The following is a 14,985-nucleotide window of genomic DNA, read 5'->3' as shown; positions in this document are numbered from 1 at the left end:
CAGTGAGGAGCCGTAGGTGAGCTCACCGAACGAGCCGGGACGCCCACACGCGGGCGAAAGTCCAGCGGGCGCCAACGGCTCCGCCGCCAACAACGACGCTCTGGGTGCGGCCCGGCCCGATGTCCCCGACCGCGGAGACGTCCCGCCGTGGCAGCGGGGGCCCGCGGCGCGGGCGGCACAGCCGGGGGTCCGGCCGCCGGAGCCGCCGAGGCGGGGTCCCGGTCCGGGGCCGCGCGGCGACGGCCCGGGCGATGACGGTCATCCGCCCGAGCGGCCGGCCGACGACGTCCGAGGCAATCCCAACAACTCCCCCGGCCCCAGCGCACGCCTCAACCGCTTCGTGTCGGGTGGATCGGCGCCGACGGAGGACGTGCCGACGCGCGGCGAGCGGACTGAGCCTCCCCGCCCGGAGACCTACGCCAGCGAACTGCCGGACCTGTCCGGGCCGATGCCGCGCCCGCCGCAGCAGCGCAAACCCGCCGACCGGCCGAGCGGGGAACCGGCCAGCCGCCCGGCCTCCGGGCCCCGCGTCCAGGTCGGCACCCGGCACAAGGGCCCGGTCCGGGCCAGCATGCAGATCCGTCGGATCGACCCGTGGAGCACCTTGAAGGTTTCCGCGGTGCTGTCGGTCGCGCTGTTCTTCGTGTGGATGATCGCGGTGGCGTTCCTCTACCTCGTGCTCGGCGGTATGGGCGTGTGGAGCAAGCTCAACAGCAACGTCGGCGACCTGCTCACCAGCGCCGGCGGCGGGTCCGGCGGCGAGTTGGTGTCCAGCGGCACCATCTTCGGTGGCGCGACGTTGATCGGCTTGGTCAACATCGTGCTGTTGACGGCCATGGCCACCATCGGTGCGTTCGTCTACAACCTGACAACGGATTTGGTCGGCGGCGTGGAAGTCACGCTCGCCGACCGGGATTGATTGTCGGCCCGTCGAAGGGACTGAGGCACGCTCCGCGGTTTGGGCGGGAGCCTACGATTGCGGTAATCTCGTCGCTCGGCCGTAGCGGCGTTACGGGGCTATAGCTCAGGCGGTTAGAGCGCTTCGCTGATAACGAAGAGGTCGGAGGTTCGAGTCCTCCTAGCCCCACGGAAAGGTGCACACCATGAGGCGGGTGCTGTTGATCGCCACGGCGATCGCCGCCGCAGCCGCCGTCGCCCTCTGGCGGTCGCGCCACGGCGTCGAGGTGTGGCACGCGGCGCCCGGTGCGCCGTCGGCGGACCAGGGGCCTTAGCTCAGTTGGTAGAGCGCTACCTTTGCAAGGTAGATGTCAGGAGTTCGATTCTCCTAGGCTCCACTTCGATTCTCGTGCGGCCGGCCGGGCCTTCTCAGGGCCGCGGCGCCACCTCTACGCTCGGCGGCAAGGGCGACGGCTCCGGTTGCGTCGACCGCCGCACGATCGAGAACACAACCGCTCCCCCGGCCAACGCGGCGACACCCACGCCGACCATCACCAGCCTGCGCCTGCGCAGCTTGCTCTTCGCGGTGCGCGCCGACGACGCGCCGAGCAGCGCCTGCGACACGATCTCCTGCGCCGCACTGAGTTCCTGCGCGATGGCCTGCTGCGCGGTCGCCAGATCCTCGCTCAACTGAGCCTTGAGCCGCCCGCGGCGGTACCGCTCGCCCACCCATTCCGCCGACGACTGCGCGCCATGGACGCCGAGCCCCAGCGCGCCGCGCGTGACGTCGACCGGGCCGACCGCCGTGTACTTCAGGCCGCGGCTCAACCGCTCGCCTGGGGTCAACCGAACGTCCGTCTTCGAGCTCATGGCGCACCTCTTTCGCGGCGTGGAGGGGGTCGACAACAGCCTGCCATCTACCGCAAGACGGCGGTGCCGGTTGGGCTTCGAAGGCGGCGTGGCACACTGACACCCCGTGACGAGCCCCATTCAGACAGCGACCGCGACCCTGCACACCAACCGCGGCGACATCAAGATCGCACTCTTCGGAAACCACGCGCCCAAGACCGTCGCCAACTTCGTCGGACTGGCACAGGGAACCAAGGATTACAGCGGCGAGAATGCATCGGGCAGCACATCGGGCCCGTTCTACGACGGCGTCGTGTTCCACCGCGTCATCGACGGCTTCATGATCCAGGGCGGTGACCCGACGGGCACCGGCCGCGGCGGGCCGGGTTACGAGTTTGCCGACGAGTTCCACCCCGAGCTTCAGTTCGACCGGCCCTACCTGCTCGCGATGGCCAACCGCGGCCCGGGCACCAACGGCTCGCAGTTCTTCATCACCGTGGGCAAGACTCCGCACCTGAATCGCAAGCACACGATCTTCGGCGAGGTCGTCGACGCTGAGTCCCAGAAGGTCGTCGACGCGATCGCAACGACTGCGACCGACCGCAACGACCGGCCCACCGATCCGGTGGTCGTCGACTCGATCACCATCGCCTGACCGCAGCGGTCAGGAGCCCGTGCCGGCGTAGCCCGCGTCGGTCAACGCGTCGAGTACCTGCAGTGGATCGGTGCCCAGGTCCCACCGGGTGAACACGAGCAGCCGGTCGTCGATGGTGTCGATTTCAAGTAACCGGACTTTGCGGGCCAACCTGCGGAACTCGGTGATCCGGATCAGCTTGATGTCGGTGCGCGGCAACATCCGGGTGCCGAACAGGCCCCGGGTCACCAGGCCGGCTTCTTCGATTGCCAGCTTCGGTCGCGCGCGCCACGAAAGGATCGCAAACACGATCAATCCCACCCCGGCAACGCCCGCCAGAATGCGGCCAGGAGGGTCTGTGATCAGCATCACAGCGAGAATAGCGAGGATAACTCCGGCTATGCCGCACGCGGCGATGCCCGCCGCGGGGGGACCCCACTGAGTTTGCTGCATCCGTTGTGCACACCCTTTCACCGCCCCTTACGCGGTTATCCACAAGTGCTATCCCCAATGGGGATGAATCACATCGGTGTGATCCGATTACTCGGAGGTTGCTGGAAGGATAACGATCAGCGACCAGAATGAATTCATGCCGTCGGATCGATGGTTCAGCGCCACCGCATGGTGAGCAACAGCCCGGTAATCATGAAAGCAAACGCGATCGCGTAGTTCCACGGACCCAGTTCGGCAAGGAACGGGATCGCCGACGACGCCAACTGGAACACCAGAAGCCAGACCAGACCGATCAGCATCAAGCCGACGAACAACACCACGAACCAGGTACTGGACGGCCCGGCTTTGACCTTGACGGGCGTCCGGCTCACCGGGTTGCTGGTGAAGTCGTTCTTCTTGCGGACCTTGGACTTGGGCATGGGTACCTTCGGGACAACTGGTGCGACGATGTAGATACGAGCCTAACGTAGGTCCGCCACAGCAGAGTCAGGGAAGCCGGGTAGCGGGGATGCAACGGTCGGTGCGTGGTCGCGGGACGCGAGGGCCCACGCCTCGCGCGGGCCTGTGGCGGTACGGCGTGCCGGTGATCTGTCTGCTGGCGGGACTTCTGCTCGCAACCACCCACGGAGTCTCCGGTGGCGACGACATTCGGCGCAGTGACGCCCCGCGGCTGGTCGACCTCGTCCGGGAGACCCAGCAGTCGGTGGACCGACTCGGCGCCGAACGGGACTCCCTCGCGACGGCGATGGAGAGCCACCACGGAGGCAGCCCCCGCGCCGACGCGGCCCTGACCGCCATCACCGCGCGCGCTTCGCGGTTGGCGACCGTCGCCGGGCTGGACCCGATGCGCGGGCCCGGCCTCGTCGTCACCCTCAACGACGCCCAGCGCGACGCCGAGGGCCGGTTCCCCCGCGACGCCTCCCCCGACGACCTGGTGGTGCACCAGCAGGACATCGACGCGGTACTCAACGCGCTGTGGAGCGCCGGCGCGGAGGGCATCCAGATGCAGGACCAGCGGATCATCGGCACGTCCGCGCCACGGTGCGTCGGTAACACCCTGCTGCTCAACGGGCGCACCTACAGCCCGCCCTACGTGATCACCGCGATCGGCGATGCGGCTGCCATGCAGGCGGCGTTGGCGGCCGCTCCCCTGGTCAAGCTCTATCGGCAGTACGTGGTGCGCTTCGGGTTGGGGTACTCCGAAGAGCCGCGCGCCGAGGTCGAACTCGTCGGGTACACCGAACCCGTCCGGATGAAGTTCGCGAAGCCGGCGGGGCCGATCGGATGGTGACTTCGGTGTCGTAGGTGGCGCGAGCCGCGACGAAGTACACCGAAATCGCACCCAGTAACCTGGGCTGATGCAGGTCCTGGTGGTCGACAACTACGACAGCTTCGTGTTCAACCTGGTGCAGTACCTGGGTCAGCTCGGAGTGCACGCGCAGGTCTGGCGCAACGACGACGACCGCCTGGGCACCGGCGCCGACATCGCGACGGCCGCCGACGAGTTCGACGGGGTGCTGCTCAGCCCCGGTCCGGGTACGCCGGAGCGGGCCGGCGCGTCCATCCCCCTCGTCAAGGCGTGCGCGGCGGCCGAGACCCCGCTGCTGGGCGTGTGCCTCGGCCACCAGGCGATCGGGGTGGCCTTCGGCGGCACGGTCGACCGCGCTCCCGAACTGCTACACGGTAAGACCAGCGTCGTTCATCACACCAATTCCGGTGTGCTGCAAGGACTTCCGGATCCGTTCACCGCGACCAGGTACCACTCGCTGACGATTCTGCCCGACACGGTGCCCGCCGAATTGGAGGTGACCGCTCGCACCGAAGGGGGCGTCATCATGGGCGTGCGGCACGTCGCGTTGCCGATCCACGGTGTGCAGTTCCATCCCGAGTCGATCCTCACCGAGGGTGGGCACCGCATGCTGGCCAACTGGCTCGGCTACTGCGGCGCGGCGCCCGCCGAGTCGCTGGTCCGGCGGTTGGAGGACGAGGTCTCGAGCGCCGTGCAGCGCGCGGCCGCTACGACGCGAAACTCAGCGTGATCGTCGCGCCGAAGTCCACGCTGGCGCCCGGCGCCGGACTCTGAGTGACGACCGCGTTGGCCCGCTGGCCGCTGTTCGGCACGTCGGCGCCCTTGTCCAAGGAACCCGTCCACCCCAGCGCCCGCAGCCGCGGTTCGGCATCCACCCAGAACATTCCGCGCAGGTCGGGCATCAGGAACTGATTGCAGGCGGACTGCTGCAACTGAACCGGGGCGTCCACCGGGGAATCCTGTCCGGCGGGCGGCAGGGTGCCGATGACCTGTCCGCAGGGTTCGGGGCTGTCGACCTGGACCGGCACCACGTTGGTGAACCCGGCTGCGGTCAGAATCTGCCGCGCGGAGGCCTCTGACTGGTTCGCGACGTTGGGCACCGTGCGGCTTTCGGGTCCCGAGCCCACGATGATGGTGATCTCGTTGGTGATCGCCGAGGTCTGATTCGCGGGCGGATTCGTGCCGAGGACCCGGTCCTTGAGCTCCGGCGTCGACGGCGACGACGACGGCTTGAACTTCTCGAAACCCGCCTCGGTCAGCTTCTGCGCCGCCTCGGCGTACGTCAGGTTCTTGACGTCGGGTATCTCCCGCTGCTGCGGACCGGTGGAGACGTTGATGGTGATTTCTTCACCGGCCTCGACCGACGTGTCGGCGCTGGGATCGGTGCTGATGACGTGGTCGGGCGGCACCGTGGAGTCGGGCCGCTGCTGGGTGCGCGTCTTGAAGCCACGGTTCTGCAGTTCGGCGATCGCATCCGCCGACGGCTGGCCGCTCACGTCGGGCACTTCGACGGCGCGGGTGTCGCCGCCGAACATGTTGATCGCGACCGTCACCACCACGGTGAGCACGGCCAGTACCGCGACCGCGGCCAGCCACCGCCCGACGGAGCCGCGCCGCTCCCGCTCGGCGTACTCGCGCGGCTGCGGCATCGGGGCCGGCTCGATCGGCTCGGTGCGCTCATGACTGGGCGGCGCCGACAACAGCGAGTTGCGGTCGGCGTCGGTGAACACCTTCGGGGCGTCCGGTTGCTCGCCGCTATGCACCCGGACCAGATCGGCGCGCATCTCCGCGGCTGTCTGGTACCGGTTGTCGGGGTTCTTCGCCAGCGACTTGAGCACCACGGCGTCCAGTTCCGGGGTGATGTCATTGTGCCGTTGCGACGGCGGAATGGGGTCCTCGCGGACGTGTTGGTAGGCCACCGCGACGGGGGAGTCACCGATGAAAGGTGGCTCCCCGGTGAGGATTTCGTAGAGCACACAGCCCAGCGAGTAGACGTCGGAACGCGCGTCGACCTTTTCGCCGCGGGCCTGCTCGGGCGACAGGTACTGCGCGGTGCCGATCACCGCGGCGGTCTGCGTGACGCTGTTGGCGTCGGCCAGTGCGCGGGCGATCCCGAAGTCCATCACCTTCACCGCGCCGGTCTTGCTGATCATGATGTTGGCCGGCTTGACGTCGCGGTGGATGATCCCGTGCTGGTGGCTGAAGTTCAGCGCCTGGCAGGCGTCGGCGATCACCTCGATGGCCCGCCGCGGTTCCATCGGACCGTCGCTGTGCACGATGTCGCGCAGCGTCACCCCGTCGACGTACTCCATCACGATGTAGGGCAGCGGACCGCTCGGCGTCTCGGCCTCGCCGGTGTCGTAGACCGCGACGATCGCAGGGTGGTTCAAGGCGGCCGCGTTCTGCGCTTCGCGGCGGAAACGCAGATAGAAGCTCGGATCGCGGGCGAGGTCGGCGCGCAGCACCTTGATTGCGACGTCGCGATGCAGGCGCGTGTCGCGTGCGAGATGGACTTCGGACATGCCACCGAAGCCGAGGATCTCGCCGAGCTCGTAGCGGTCGGACAGGTGTTGCGGGGTCGTCATTGCGATGTCTGTTCTGGAGCCGAAAGTCGCAGGTCCAGCTCCTGTGCCGGGGTCGACGGCAGCACCAGCGCCCGTGCCGGTGGCGCCATCGCCTGCGGTGTGGTTACCCCTGATTCTTCCTCACCATCAACTTCGCCCCCGCGCCCGGTCCGATCCGGTAGCGCCGCCGGCGACTCGTACGGGGTGGTCTCGGTGATGGTGTTGGTGATCGTCGGTGGCGGCGTCTGCTTGTCCTGGCGGTCCTGAGCGTTGAGCACGATGAGGATCGCGATGATGATCGCGAGCGCCCCCAGCACCCCCGCGGCCCACAACAGCGCGCGCTGGCCCGACGAGAACGTGCGCCGCGGCGGCGGCGGGCGGTGGCTACCGGTTGCCGGGCGTGGGCGCGCGGCGGTGGCCGGGGCGCGACCGGTCATGTCGGCGGCGGCGCGGGCCTGAGTGGCCGACGGCACGGCGGTGGGCGCGGCCCGGCCGATCGACGGCGCGGCGTTCGGTCGCGGTGGGCGCCGTCCGGACCGCACCGCGGCGACCGCGTCGGCGAATGCCCCGCCGGAGCGATACCGCATACCGGGGTTCTTGACCAGGGTGATCTCGATCAGTTCGCGCACATTGGGCGGCAGATCGGCGGGCAGCGGCGGCGGCGTCTCCTTGATGTGCTTCATCGCCACCGTCAGCGCACCGTCGCCGGTGAACGGACGCTTGCCCGAAACCGACTCGTAGCCAACAACTCCCAGCGCATACACGTCGCTGGCGGCGGTGGCGTCATGACCCAGCGCCTGCTCGGGCGCGATGTACTGCGCGGTGCCCATCACCATGCCGGTCTGCGTCACCGGCGCGGCGTCGACGGCCTTGGCGATGCCGAAGTCGGTGAGCTTGACCTGACCGGTCGGGGTGATCAGGATGTTGCCCGGCTTCACGTCGCGGTGCACCAGGCCCGCGGTGTGGGCGACCTGCAGCGCGCGTCCCGTCTGCTCGAGCATGTCGAGCGCATGGCGCAGCGACAGCCGGCCGGTCCGTTTGAGCACCGAGTTCAGCGGTTCGCCGTTGACCAGTTCCATCACCAGGTAGGCGGTGCGACCCTCGCCGTCCATGTCGGTCTCGCCGTAGTCGTACACGCTGGCGATGCCGGGATGGTTGAGCATGGCGACCGTGCGGGCCTCCGCGCGGAACCGCTCGACGAACTCGGGGTCGGTGGAGTACTCGGCCTTGAGCACCTTCACCGCGACCCGCCGGCCCAGCCGGGAGTCCACCGCCTCCCACACCTGGCCCATGCCGCCGGTGGCGATCAACCGCTGCAACCGGTAGCGCCCGGACAACGTCACTCCGACGCGGGGGCTCATGCGACCCCCTCGCTGGCTCGGTCGCCGCATGCTGCGCCCATGATTGGCTCGCGAGCGTCGCTCATGAGCCCTCCCGCAGGGCGGCGGCTATCGTGGCCCGGCCGATCGGCGCGGCGAGCGCCCCGCCCGTCGCCGACAGCCGGTTACCGCCGTTTTCGACCAGCACCGCGACCGCGACCTTGGGGGCCTGTGCCGGGGCGAAGGCGATGTACCAGGCATGCGGAGGGGTGTTACGCGGGTCGGTGCCGTGCTCCGCTGTGCCGGTCTTGGATGCGATCTGCACGCCGGCGATGGCTCCCTTCTGCTGCGTCACCTGCTCGGCGGCGACCATCAAGTCCGTAAGTGTATCGGCGACCTGCTGCGACACCGCCCGGCGCTCTTCCTGCGGAGCCGTCGTAGCGATGTTCGAGAGGTCGGGTCCCTTCAGGCTATCCACGAGATAGGGCCGCATCGCCACCCCACCGTTGGCGATGGTCGCGGCGACCTGGGCGTTCTGCAGCGGAGTGAGCGCGACGTCTTTCTGGCCGATACTCGACATGCCGAGCGCGGCGGCGTCGGCGATCGGGCCGACGCTCGACTCGACCACCTGAAGCGGGATCATCGGCGCGGGCGCGTCGAGGCCGAACCCGCGGGCCGTCGACCGCAGCGCGTCGGCGCCGGTGTCGATGCCCAACTGGACGAACGCGGTGTTGCACGACCTGGCGAAGGCCTCCCGAAGCGACGCGGTGGGGCCCCCGCCGCAGGACGCGCCGCCGAAGTTCTCCAACGTTGCGGTGCTGTCCGGCAACGGGATTCGCGGTTCGGCGGTGAGCTGGGTGTCCACCGTGGCGCCCCGCTGCAGGGCCGCCGCGGTGGTGATCACCTTGAAGGTCGACCCCGGCGGGTACGTCTCGGAGATCGCGCGGTTCAGCAGCGGAGACTCGGGGTCGTCGCGCAGCCGCTGCCAGGCTTCCGTCTGGGCGGCCATGTTGTGGGTGGCCAGCAGGTTCGGGTCGTAGGACGGCGCCGAGACCATCGCCAGGATCTTGCCCGTCGAGGGCTCGATGGCCACCACCGAACCATGGCACCCCCCGTCGCAACCGTCCTCCATCGCCTCCCAGGCCGCGCGCTGCACCTGCGGATTGATCGTGGTGTCGACGTTTCCGCCGCGCGGGTCGCGGCCGGTGAAGAAGTCGGCGAGCCGCCGGCCGAACAACCGTTCGTCGGAGCCGTTGAGGATGGAGTCCTCGGCGCGCTCCAGGCCGGTGCTCGAGTACTGCAGCGAGTAGAAGCCCGTCACCGGCGCGTAGGCCTGGGGATTGGGATACACCCGCAGGAACCGGAACCGACCGTTGGTCGACACCGAGTAGGCCAGCAACTGGCCACCCGCGGAGATCTGCCCGCGCTGCCGGGAGTACTCGTCGAGCAGCACGCGCTGGTTGCGCGGATCGGAGCGCAACCCGTCAGCGGTGAACACCTGCGTGAGGGTGGCGTTGGCGAGCAGCAGCACGATCAGGGCCATAACCGAGACGGCGATGCGGCGCAGCGAGGTGTTCATACCTTCTCGATCACCTCGGTGCCGGCCGCCGCGATCGGGGTCGGGGTCTGCGGTGCGGTGACAATGGGGCGCCGGGCCGAATGCGAGATGCGCACCAGGATGGCGAGCAGCAGGTAGTTCGCCAGCAGCGAAGACCCTCCGTAGGACATCCAGGGCGTCGTCAGGCCGGTCAGCGGAATCAGGTTGGTGACACCGCCGCCGACGATGAACAACTGCAGCGCCAGCGTCGAGGCCAGGCCCGCGGCGAGCAACTTCCCGAAGCTGTCACGCACGGCGATCGCGGTGCGCAGGCCCCGGATGATGACGATCGTGTAGAGCATCAGCACCGCGGCCAGGCCCACCAGGCCGAGTTCCTCGCCGATGGCCGCGATGATGAAATCGGTTGATGCGGCGGGCACAGTGGCGGGTTGACCATTGCCAAGACCGGTGCCGAAGATCCCTCCGGTCGCAAAACTGAACAGCGACTGCACCATCTGGTAACCCGCGCCGTCGGGGTCGGCGAACGGGTCCAGCCAGGTCTGCACGCGGACCTGGACGTGATCGAAAAGGTGGTATGCGGCAATGCTTCCCGCTGCGAACAGGGCGAGGCCGATGACGACCCAGCTGAGCCGGTCAGTGGCGGCGTAGACCAGCACCAGAAACGACGCGTACAGCAGCAGCGAGGTGCCGAGGTCCTTCTCGAAGATCATCACCCCGACCGAGGCGATCCAGGCGGCGAGAAGCGGCGCGAGGTCGCGGGGCCGGGGGAGATCCATGCCGAGAACGTGCTTGCCCGCACTGGTGAAGACGTTGCGCTTGGACACCAGCACCGCAGCGAAGAAGATCAGCAGCAGGATCTTCGAGAACTCGGCGGGCTGAATCGAGAAGCCCGGGAACTCAATCCAGATCTTGGCACCGTTCTGCTCCGACACCGAGCGGGGCAGCACTGCCGGAATGGCCAACAGAATCAGGCCGCTTAGCCCACACAGATAGCCGTAGCGGGACAGCAGCCGGTGGTCGCGCAGGAAGATCACGATCAGCGAGAACCCGATGACCCCGAGCAGGGTCCACAGCATCTGTTGGTTGGCGGTGCCGCCCAAGCCGTCCTGCCTCAGCTCGCCGGATCCGAGGTCGAGGCGGTGAATCATCACCAGTCCCAACCCGTTCAGCAGCGCGACCACCGGCAAAAGAAGGGGATCGGCGTACGGGGCGAAACGTCGCACCGCGAGGTGCGCACCGCTGAACAACGCCAGATACGCGACGGTGTACTGCGCGAGATCCCAGTGCAGCCCCTTCTCCTGGTTGGCCTCGACGAGCAGCAGCGCGAGAGTGGTGATGACGGCCGCGAAGCCGAGCAGGAGCAGTTCGGCGTTGCGCCGGTTGGGAAGTGGCGGCGTAACGGCGACGGCGGACTGCGGCTGGGTGGTCATGCCACTTCCCGGCAGTTGGTGCCCGGTTCCGGCGGCGGCGGGGGCAACGCGGTGACCGTCGGTGCCGGTGGCGGCTTGGGCGACGACGCGGGCGGTGACGGGTCGCCCGGCTGTGACGGTGCACCTGGTTCCGGTTGCGGAGCAGGCGACCTCGGTTCCGGCGGGGGTGGCGTCACCGTTCGCGGCGTCTCGGGCGCCGGGGCGCCGGTTTCACCGCGGGTCGGCGGATTGTTCGGTACGCCAGGCGAATTCGTCGGTGCTGGGCTGTGCGGCGTCTCACTGGTGCGAGGCGGCGGCGGAGGCGGCGCGCAGATCGGAAGCAGCGAATCGCGTGCCAGCTGGTTGATCTGGCTGATGGCCTGGTCTTCGGATCCGGTCGGCAGCCCGGCGATGACCTGCCGTTGTTCGGACTGCTTCAGATCGCTGACCCGAAAGATCTGGCAGTCGCGCGGCTGCTGTCCGGGGCTGATGAGGTTCAGGCCGTTGCGTTCGGTCAAGCAGCCCTGTCGGTACGGCTCCTGCAACGAATAGCCGAGGATCGATCCGGGCACCCCTCGCATGATCGACACGGTGCCGTTGTGGGCGGCGACGTAGAAGTTGTTGCGGATGATCTCCCGGCCGACAGCCAACCCGGCCAGTACCGCCAACACCAGCAGAACGGCGGCGATGAACATTCGCCGCCGCGACTTGGGCGGCCGCGGCGGTTCCTCCGGTTCCGGTTGAACGCGTTTGGCTTCGTTGCGGCGCGGGTTGAACGCCGACGCTCGACCAGCTGCGGTATTGGGCGGGGGCTGGTCGTCGTCGCCGGACACCGCACCGGCCAGGATCGGCTGGGTCTGCCCGTAGTCGTAGTCGACGACGTCGGCCACCACGACGGTGACGTTGTCGGGTCCGCCGCCGCGCAGCGCCAATTCGATGAGCCGGTCGGCGCTTTCGGCCACATCGGGAATCTGCAGTGCCTCGAGGATGGTGTCGTGGCTGACCGGATCGGAGAGCCCGTCGGAGCACAGCAGATAGCGGTCGCCGGCGCGCGCCTCACGCATGATCAGCGTGGGCTCCACCTCATGACCGGTCAGCGCGCGCATGATCAGCGACCGCTGCGGATGGCTGTGCGCCTCTTCCGCGGTGATGCGGCCCTCGTCGACGAGAGTCTGGACGAAAGTGTCGTCCTTGGTGATCTGGGTCAGCTCACCGTCGCGCAGGAGATAGCCCCGGGAGTCGCCGATGTGCACCAACCCAAGCCGGTTGCCCGCGAACAGGATTGCGGTCAACGTGGTGCCCATGCCCTCGAGCTCGGGGTCGGCCTCGACGTGCGCGGCGATCGCCGAATTGCCTTCGCGGACCGCGGCGTCGAGCTTGGACAACAGGTCGCCGCCGGGCTCGTCGTCATCGAGGTGGGCCAGCGCGGCGATCACCAACTGGGAGGCGACCTCGCCGGCGGCGTGGCCGCCCATCCCGTCGGCAAGTGCGAGCAGTCGCGCACCGGCGTAGACGGAGTCCTCGTTGTTCGCCCGGACCAGGCCGCGGTCGCTGCGCGCGGCATAGCGAAGCACCAGTGTCACGGGCGCAGCTCGATTACCGTCTTGCCGATCCGAACCGGCGTGCCCATCGGAACGCGTACCGCCGTCGTCACCTTCGCCCTGTCGAGGTATGTGCCGTTGGTCGATCCTAGGTCCTCGACGTACCACTCCGAACCTCGAGGCGACAGGCGGGCGTGCCGGGTCGAGGCGTAGTCGTCGGTGAGTACCAGGGTCGAATCGTCGGCGCGCCCGATCAACACCGGCTGGCTGCCCAGCGTGATGCGGGTCCCGGCCAGCGCGCCCTCGGTGACCACCAGATGCCGCGCCACGTTACGACGGCCCCGGTTGGGCAGCAGCGAGGCCCGCAGCGGCAGCCCACGGCGCACCATGACGGCACCGGTGGGCGCGTAGAGATCTGTGCGCAGAATTCTGAGCACTGACCAGATGAACAGCCATAGCAGCAACAGGAATCCGACGCGCGTCAGTTGCAGTACCAACCCCTGCATCTGACGTCCTCTCCGTCCCCGTCCCGTTCTCGTTGCGTCGGCACCGCGCAGCCGGCCTCGGCACCGTCACGATACTTGGACGGTCACCGACATGAGCGGGAAGCGACGAGCTTCGCGCCCCGGCCGCGGCCGGCCTCGGTGCTCAGTGCACGCGGACGATGATCTCGGAGTGGCCCAGCCGGATCACGTCGCCGTCTGCGAGCTGCCACTCCTGCACCGGCGCGTTGTTCACGGTGGTGCCGTTCGTGGAGTTCAGATCGGACAGCAGCGCGACCTGTCCGTCCCAGCGGATCTCCAGGTGGCGTCGCGACACCCCGGTGTCGGGCAGCCGGAACTGGGCGTCCTGGCCGCGGCCGATCACGTTCGTGCCCTCGCGTAGCTGGTAGGTCCGGCCGCTGCCGTCGTCGAGCTGCAGCGTGACGGTGGCGCCGCCGGCGGCGTAGTCGGACTGGCCGTAGCCGGCGCCGTAGCCGCCCTGCTGGCCGTAGTCGTAGCCACCCGCGGGCTCGTAGCCACCCGCGGGCTCGGCGTAACCGGCGGCCGGCGCGTCGCCGTAGCGGCCGTAGTCCGGCGGGGCGCCGTAACCCTGGTCTTGGCGGCCGTACGGCTGACCGCCGTAGCCGCCCTGGTCGGGATAGCCGCCTTGGTCGGGATAGCCACCCTGGTCGGGGTAGCCGCCCTGATCCGGATACGTGGGCCGTGGCTCGGGCCGGCCATAACCACCCTCTTCGTGACGGCCCGGCGCCGGCGAGCGGCCGTAGTCGTAGTCACCGGCGGGAGGACCGCCATAGCCCGGCTGCCCACCTTGTGGCGGACCGTAGCCGCCGGGTGCCTGGCGATAGCCCTGATCCGGGTAACCGCCCTGCGGCGGGCCGTACCCGCCGCCGGGAGGCCGTTGTTCGTACGACGGCGGTGGATAGCCTTGGTCGGAATAGCCGCCCTGTTCCGGGTAGCCGCCCTGCTGCTCTGGATAGCCGCCCTGGTCGGGGTAGCCGCCCTGACGCGGCGGGTAGGGGTCACCCTGGGGCGGGTAGCCGCCTTGCTCCTGCGGGGGATACTGACCGCGGTCGTCCGGACGGCCGTACCGCTCGTCGTAATACTCGTCGGCTGGCCGGCCCGGCCCCTGGCCGCCGCGGTAGGTCGGATTGTCGCTCATCGGTGGTACTCCTGATTCTGCGCTGGACACACGTACTCGAGGTGGTGGGGCGGGTTCGCCAGTGGTCGAGTCGGGATTGACCGCTCCACGCGCGCGAAACTGTCCGGTGTGCAGGGTGGATGATTCTTCGAACCTGACGACAACATCACCATACGTTTGCCATCCCTGCTCACGGATGTATCCCTCCAAGTGCTTGGCAAAAGTCGCTGATGTGAGGTCTGGGTCGGCGCTCACCTTCTGATAGTCAGGCACACTGAGGGTAATGACGTAGGCGTTCGGGGCCAAAACCTGGCCGCCGAGCACTTCCCGCGCACCGGTGTCGGCTTCCCGGCGGAGCATCGCCTCGACTTCCTGCGGAACTATCGAACCGCCGAACACCCGGGCGAAAGCGTCACCGACCGTCGACTCGAGCTTGCGCTCGATGCGGTCGACTAGACCCATGTCACCGCCCGCCTCACTCGGTCGTTTCGTTCGTCCTGCTCATCGGCACGGATGCCCAGCGTGTCGCCTGGCCACAATGCTCATGTGCATGGTATCGGCCCAGCGCCGCGCTGCGGGACCAACAGAATTCTGAGAATCGGATCAATCCAGCTCAGACCGTATGAATCACGATCGGTCCAGGCGCGTGACCAAGCTCTGCGGTGCCGCCGGTACGGTTGGGGAGCGGGGCGCCGTGCGTGATAGGCTCCCCCGGTTGTTGGGGCGAGTGGCGGAATGGCAGACGCGCTGGCTTCAGGTGCCAGTGTCCTTCGGGACGTGGGGGTTCAAGTCCCCCTTCGCCCACAAAACG

General features: G+C 68.6%; 15 protein-coding genes and 3 tRNA genes. 8 read left to right on the top strand and 10 right to left on the bottom strand.

Features of this window, described 5'->3' with window-relative positions:
* Positions 1-16: 16 nt before the first annotated feature.
* From AU187_RS01695 to AU187_RS01685, 4 genes are all read left to right on the top strand, one after another.
* Positions 17-919 carry a DUF3566 domain-containing protein gene (locus tag AU187_RS01695; RefSeq protein ID WP_059100529.1) on the top strand — a complete coding sequence of 301 codons (903 nt, stop codon included), beginning with the start codon at positions 17-19 and terminating at the stop codon, positions 917-919.
* A 94-nt stretch (positions 920-1,013) separates the two neighbouring features.
* A tRNA-Ile gene (locus AU187_RS01690) sits at positions 1,014-1,087 on the top strand.
* A gap of 16 nt (positions 1,088-1,103) precedes the next feature.
* Positions 1,104-1,232 carry a hypothetical protein gene (locus AU187_RS25820; protein ID WP_286131840.1) on the top strand — a complete coding sequence of 43 codons (129 nt, stop codon included), beginning with the start codon at positions 1,104-1,106 and terminating at the stop codon, positions 1,230-1,232.
* Positions 1,223-1,295 (top strand) — tRNA-Ala (locus AU187_RS01685). Before AU187_RS25820 ends, AU187_RS01685 begins: the two co-directional genes overlap by 10 nt.
* A 31-nt stretch (positions 1,296-1,326) precedes the next feature.
* Here AU187_RS01685 and cwsA read toward each other — a convergent pair.
* The gene (gene cwsA, locus AU187_RS01680) at positions 1,327-1,767 is read right to left on the bottom strand and encodes a cell wall synthesis protein CwsA (protein WP_059100530.1); all 441 of its coding nucleotides are present in this window, start codon (positions 1,765-1,767) and stop codon (positions 1,327-1,329) included.
* 106 nt (positions 1,768-1,873) lie between these two features.
* Here cwsA and AU187_RS01675 point away from each other — a divergent pair, with 106 nt between their 5' ends.
* Positions 1,874-2,401 (top strand): peptidylprolyl isomerase, encoded by a 528-nt coding sequence (locus AU187_RS01675; RefSeq protein ID WP_059100531.1) that lies wholly within the window; start codon positions 1,874-1,876, stop codon positions 2,399-2,401.
* A 9-nt stretch (positions 2,402-2,410) separates the two neighbouring features.
* Here AU187_RS01675 and AU187_RS01670 read toward each other — a convergent pair whose 3' ends face one another.
* Positions 2,411-2,833 carry a PH domain-containing protein gene (locus AU187_RS01670; protein ID WP_059100532.1) on the bottom strand — a complete coding sequence of 141 codons (423 nt, stop codon included), beginning with the start codon at positions 2,831-2,833 and terminating at the stop codon, positions 2,411-2,413.
* A gap of 155 nt (positions 2,834-2,988) precedes the next feature.
* Positions 2,989-3,252, bottom strand: coding sequence for a cell division protein CrgA (crgA, locus tag AU187_RS01665; protein ID WP_059100533.1), 264 nt, complete (start codon positions 3,250-3,252; stop codon positions 2,989-2,991).
* An 89-nt stretch (positions 3,253-3,341) separates the two neighbouring features.
* Between crgA and AU187_RS01660 the strand changes: the two genes are divergently transcribed.
* Positions 3,342-4,124: a DUF881 domain-containing protein gene (locus AU187_RS01660; RefSeq protein WP_082683682.1), complete on the top strand. Its 783-nt coding sequence runs from the start codon at positions 3,342-3,344 to the stop codon at positions 4,122-4,124.
* Between the two features lie 67 nt (positions 4,125-4,191).
* Positions 4,192-4,872, top strand: coding sequence for an aminodeoxychorismate/anthranilate synthase component II (locus tag AU187_RS01655; protein WP_059100535.1), 681 nt, complete (start codon positions 4,192-4,194; stop codon positions 4,870-4,872).
* On the opposite strand, the gene pknB is transcribed toward AU187_RS01655, so the two are convergent.
* The 7 genes from pknB to AU187_RS01620 form a co-directional block, all read right to left on the bottom strand.
* Positions 4,850-6,727, bottom strand: a complete 1,878-nt coding sequence (gene pknB, locus AU187_RS01650; protein WP_059100536.1) for a Stk1 family PASTA domain-containing Ser/Thr kinase — start codon at positions 6,725-6,727, stop codon at positions 4,850-4,852. The two genes, AU187_RS01655 and pknB, sit on opposite strands and share 23 nt — an antisense overlap.
* Positions 6,724-8,067, bottom strand: a complete 1,344-nt coding sequence (locus AU187_RS01645; RefSeq protein WP_059100537.1) for a protein kinase domain-containing protein — start codon at positions 8,065-8,067, stop codon at positions 6,724-6,726. Before AU187_RS01645 ends, pknB begins: the two co-directional genes overlap by 4 nt.
* A 61-nt stretch (positions 8,068-8,128) precedes the next feature.
* A complete protein-coding gene (gene pbpA, locus AU187_RS01640) occupies positions 8,129-9,604 on the bottom strand; it encodes a D,D-transpeptidase PbpA (protein WP_059100538.1) in 1,476 nt (491 codons plus the stop codon).
* Positions 9,601-11,013 (bottom strand): FtsW/RodA/SpoVE family cell cycle protein, encoded by a 1,413-nt coding sequence (locus tag AU187_RS01635; protein WP_059100539.1) that lies wholly within the window; start codon positions 11,011-11,013, stop codon positions 9,601-9,603. Before AU187_RS01635 ends, pbpA begins: the two co-directional genes overlap by 4 nt.
* A complete protein-coding gene (locus AU187_RS01630; protein ID WP_059100540.1) occupies positions 11,010-12,575 on the bottom strand; it encodes a PP2C family protein-serine/threonine phosphatase in 1,566 nt (521 codons plus the stop codon). Before AU187_RS01630 ends, AU187_RS01635 begins: the two co-directional genes overlap by 4 nt.
* Positions 12,572-13,039 carry an FHA domain-containing protein FhaB/FipA gene (locus AU187_RS01625; RefSeq protein ID WP_059100541.1) on the bottom strand — a complete coding sequence of 156 codons (468 nt, stop codon included), beginning with the start codon at positions 13,037-13,039 and terminating at the stop codon, positions 12,572-12,574. Before AU187_RS01625 ends, AU187_RS01630 begins: the two co-directional genes overlap by 4 nt.
* Positions 13,040-13,181: 142 nt before the next feature.
* Complete coding sequence (locus AU187_RS01620) at positions 13,182-14,636, bottom strand: FhaA domain-containing protein (protein WP_059100542.1); 1,455 nt, start codon at positions 14,634-14,636, stop codon at positions 13,182-13,184.
* 259 nt (positions 14,637-14,895) lie between these two features.
* On the opposite strand from AU187_RS01620, the gene AU187_RS01615 reads away from it, so the two are divergent.
* Positions 14,896-14,978: transfer RNA gene (locus AU187_RS01615), tRNA-Leu, on the top strand.
* Positions 14,979-14,985: the final 7 nt, after the last annotated feature.

The sequence above is a fragment of the Mycobacterium sp. IS-1556 genome, from assembly GCF_001499985.1.
Lineage (GTDB): Bacteria > Actinomycetota > Actinomycetes > Mycobacteriales > Mycobacteriaceae > Mycobacterium.
Note: the sequence above shows the minus strand (reverse complement) of the source record. Positions and strands in the feature narration are given on the sequence as shown.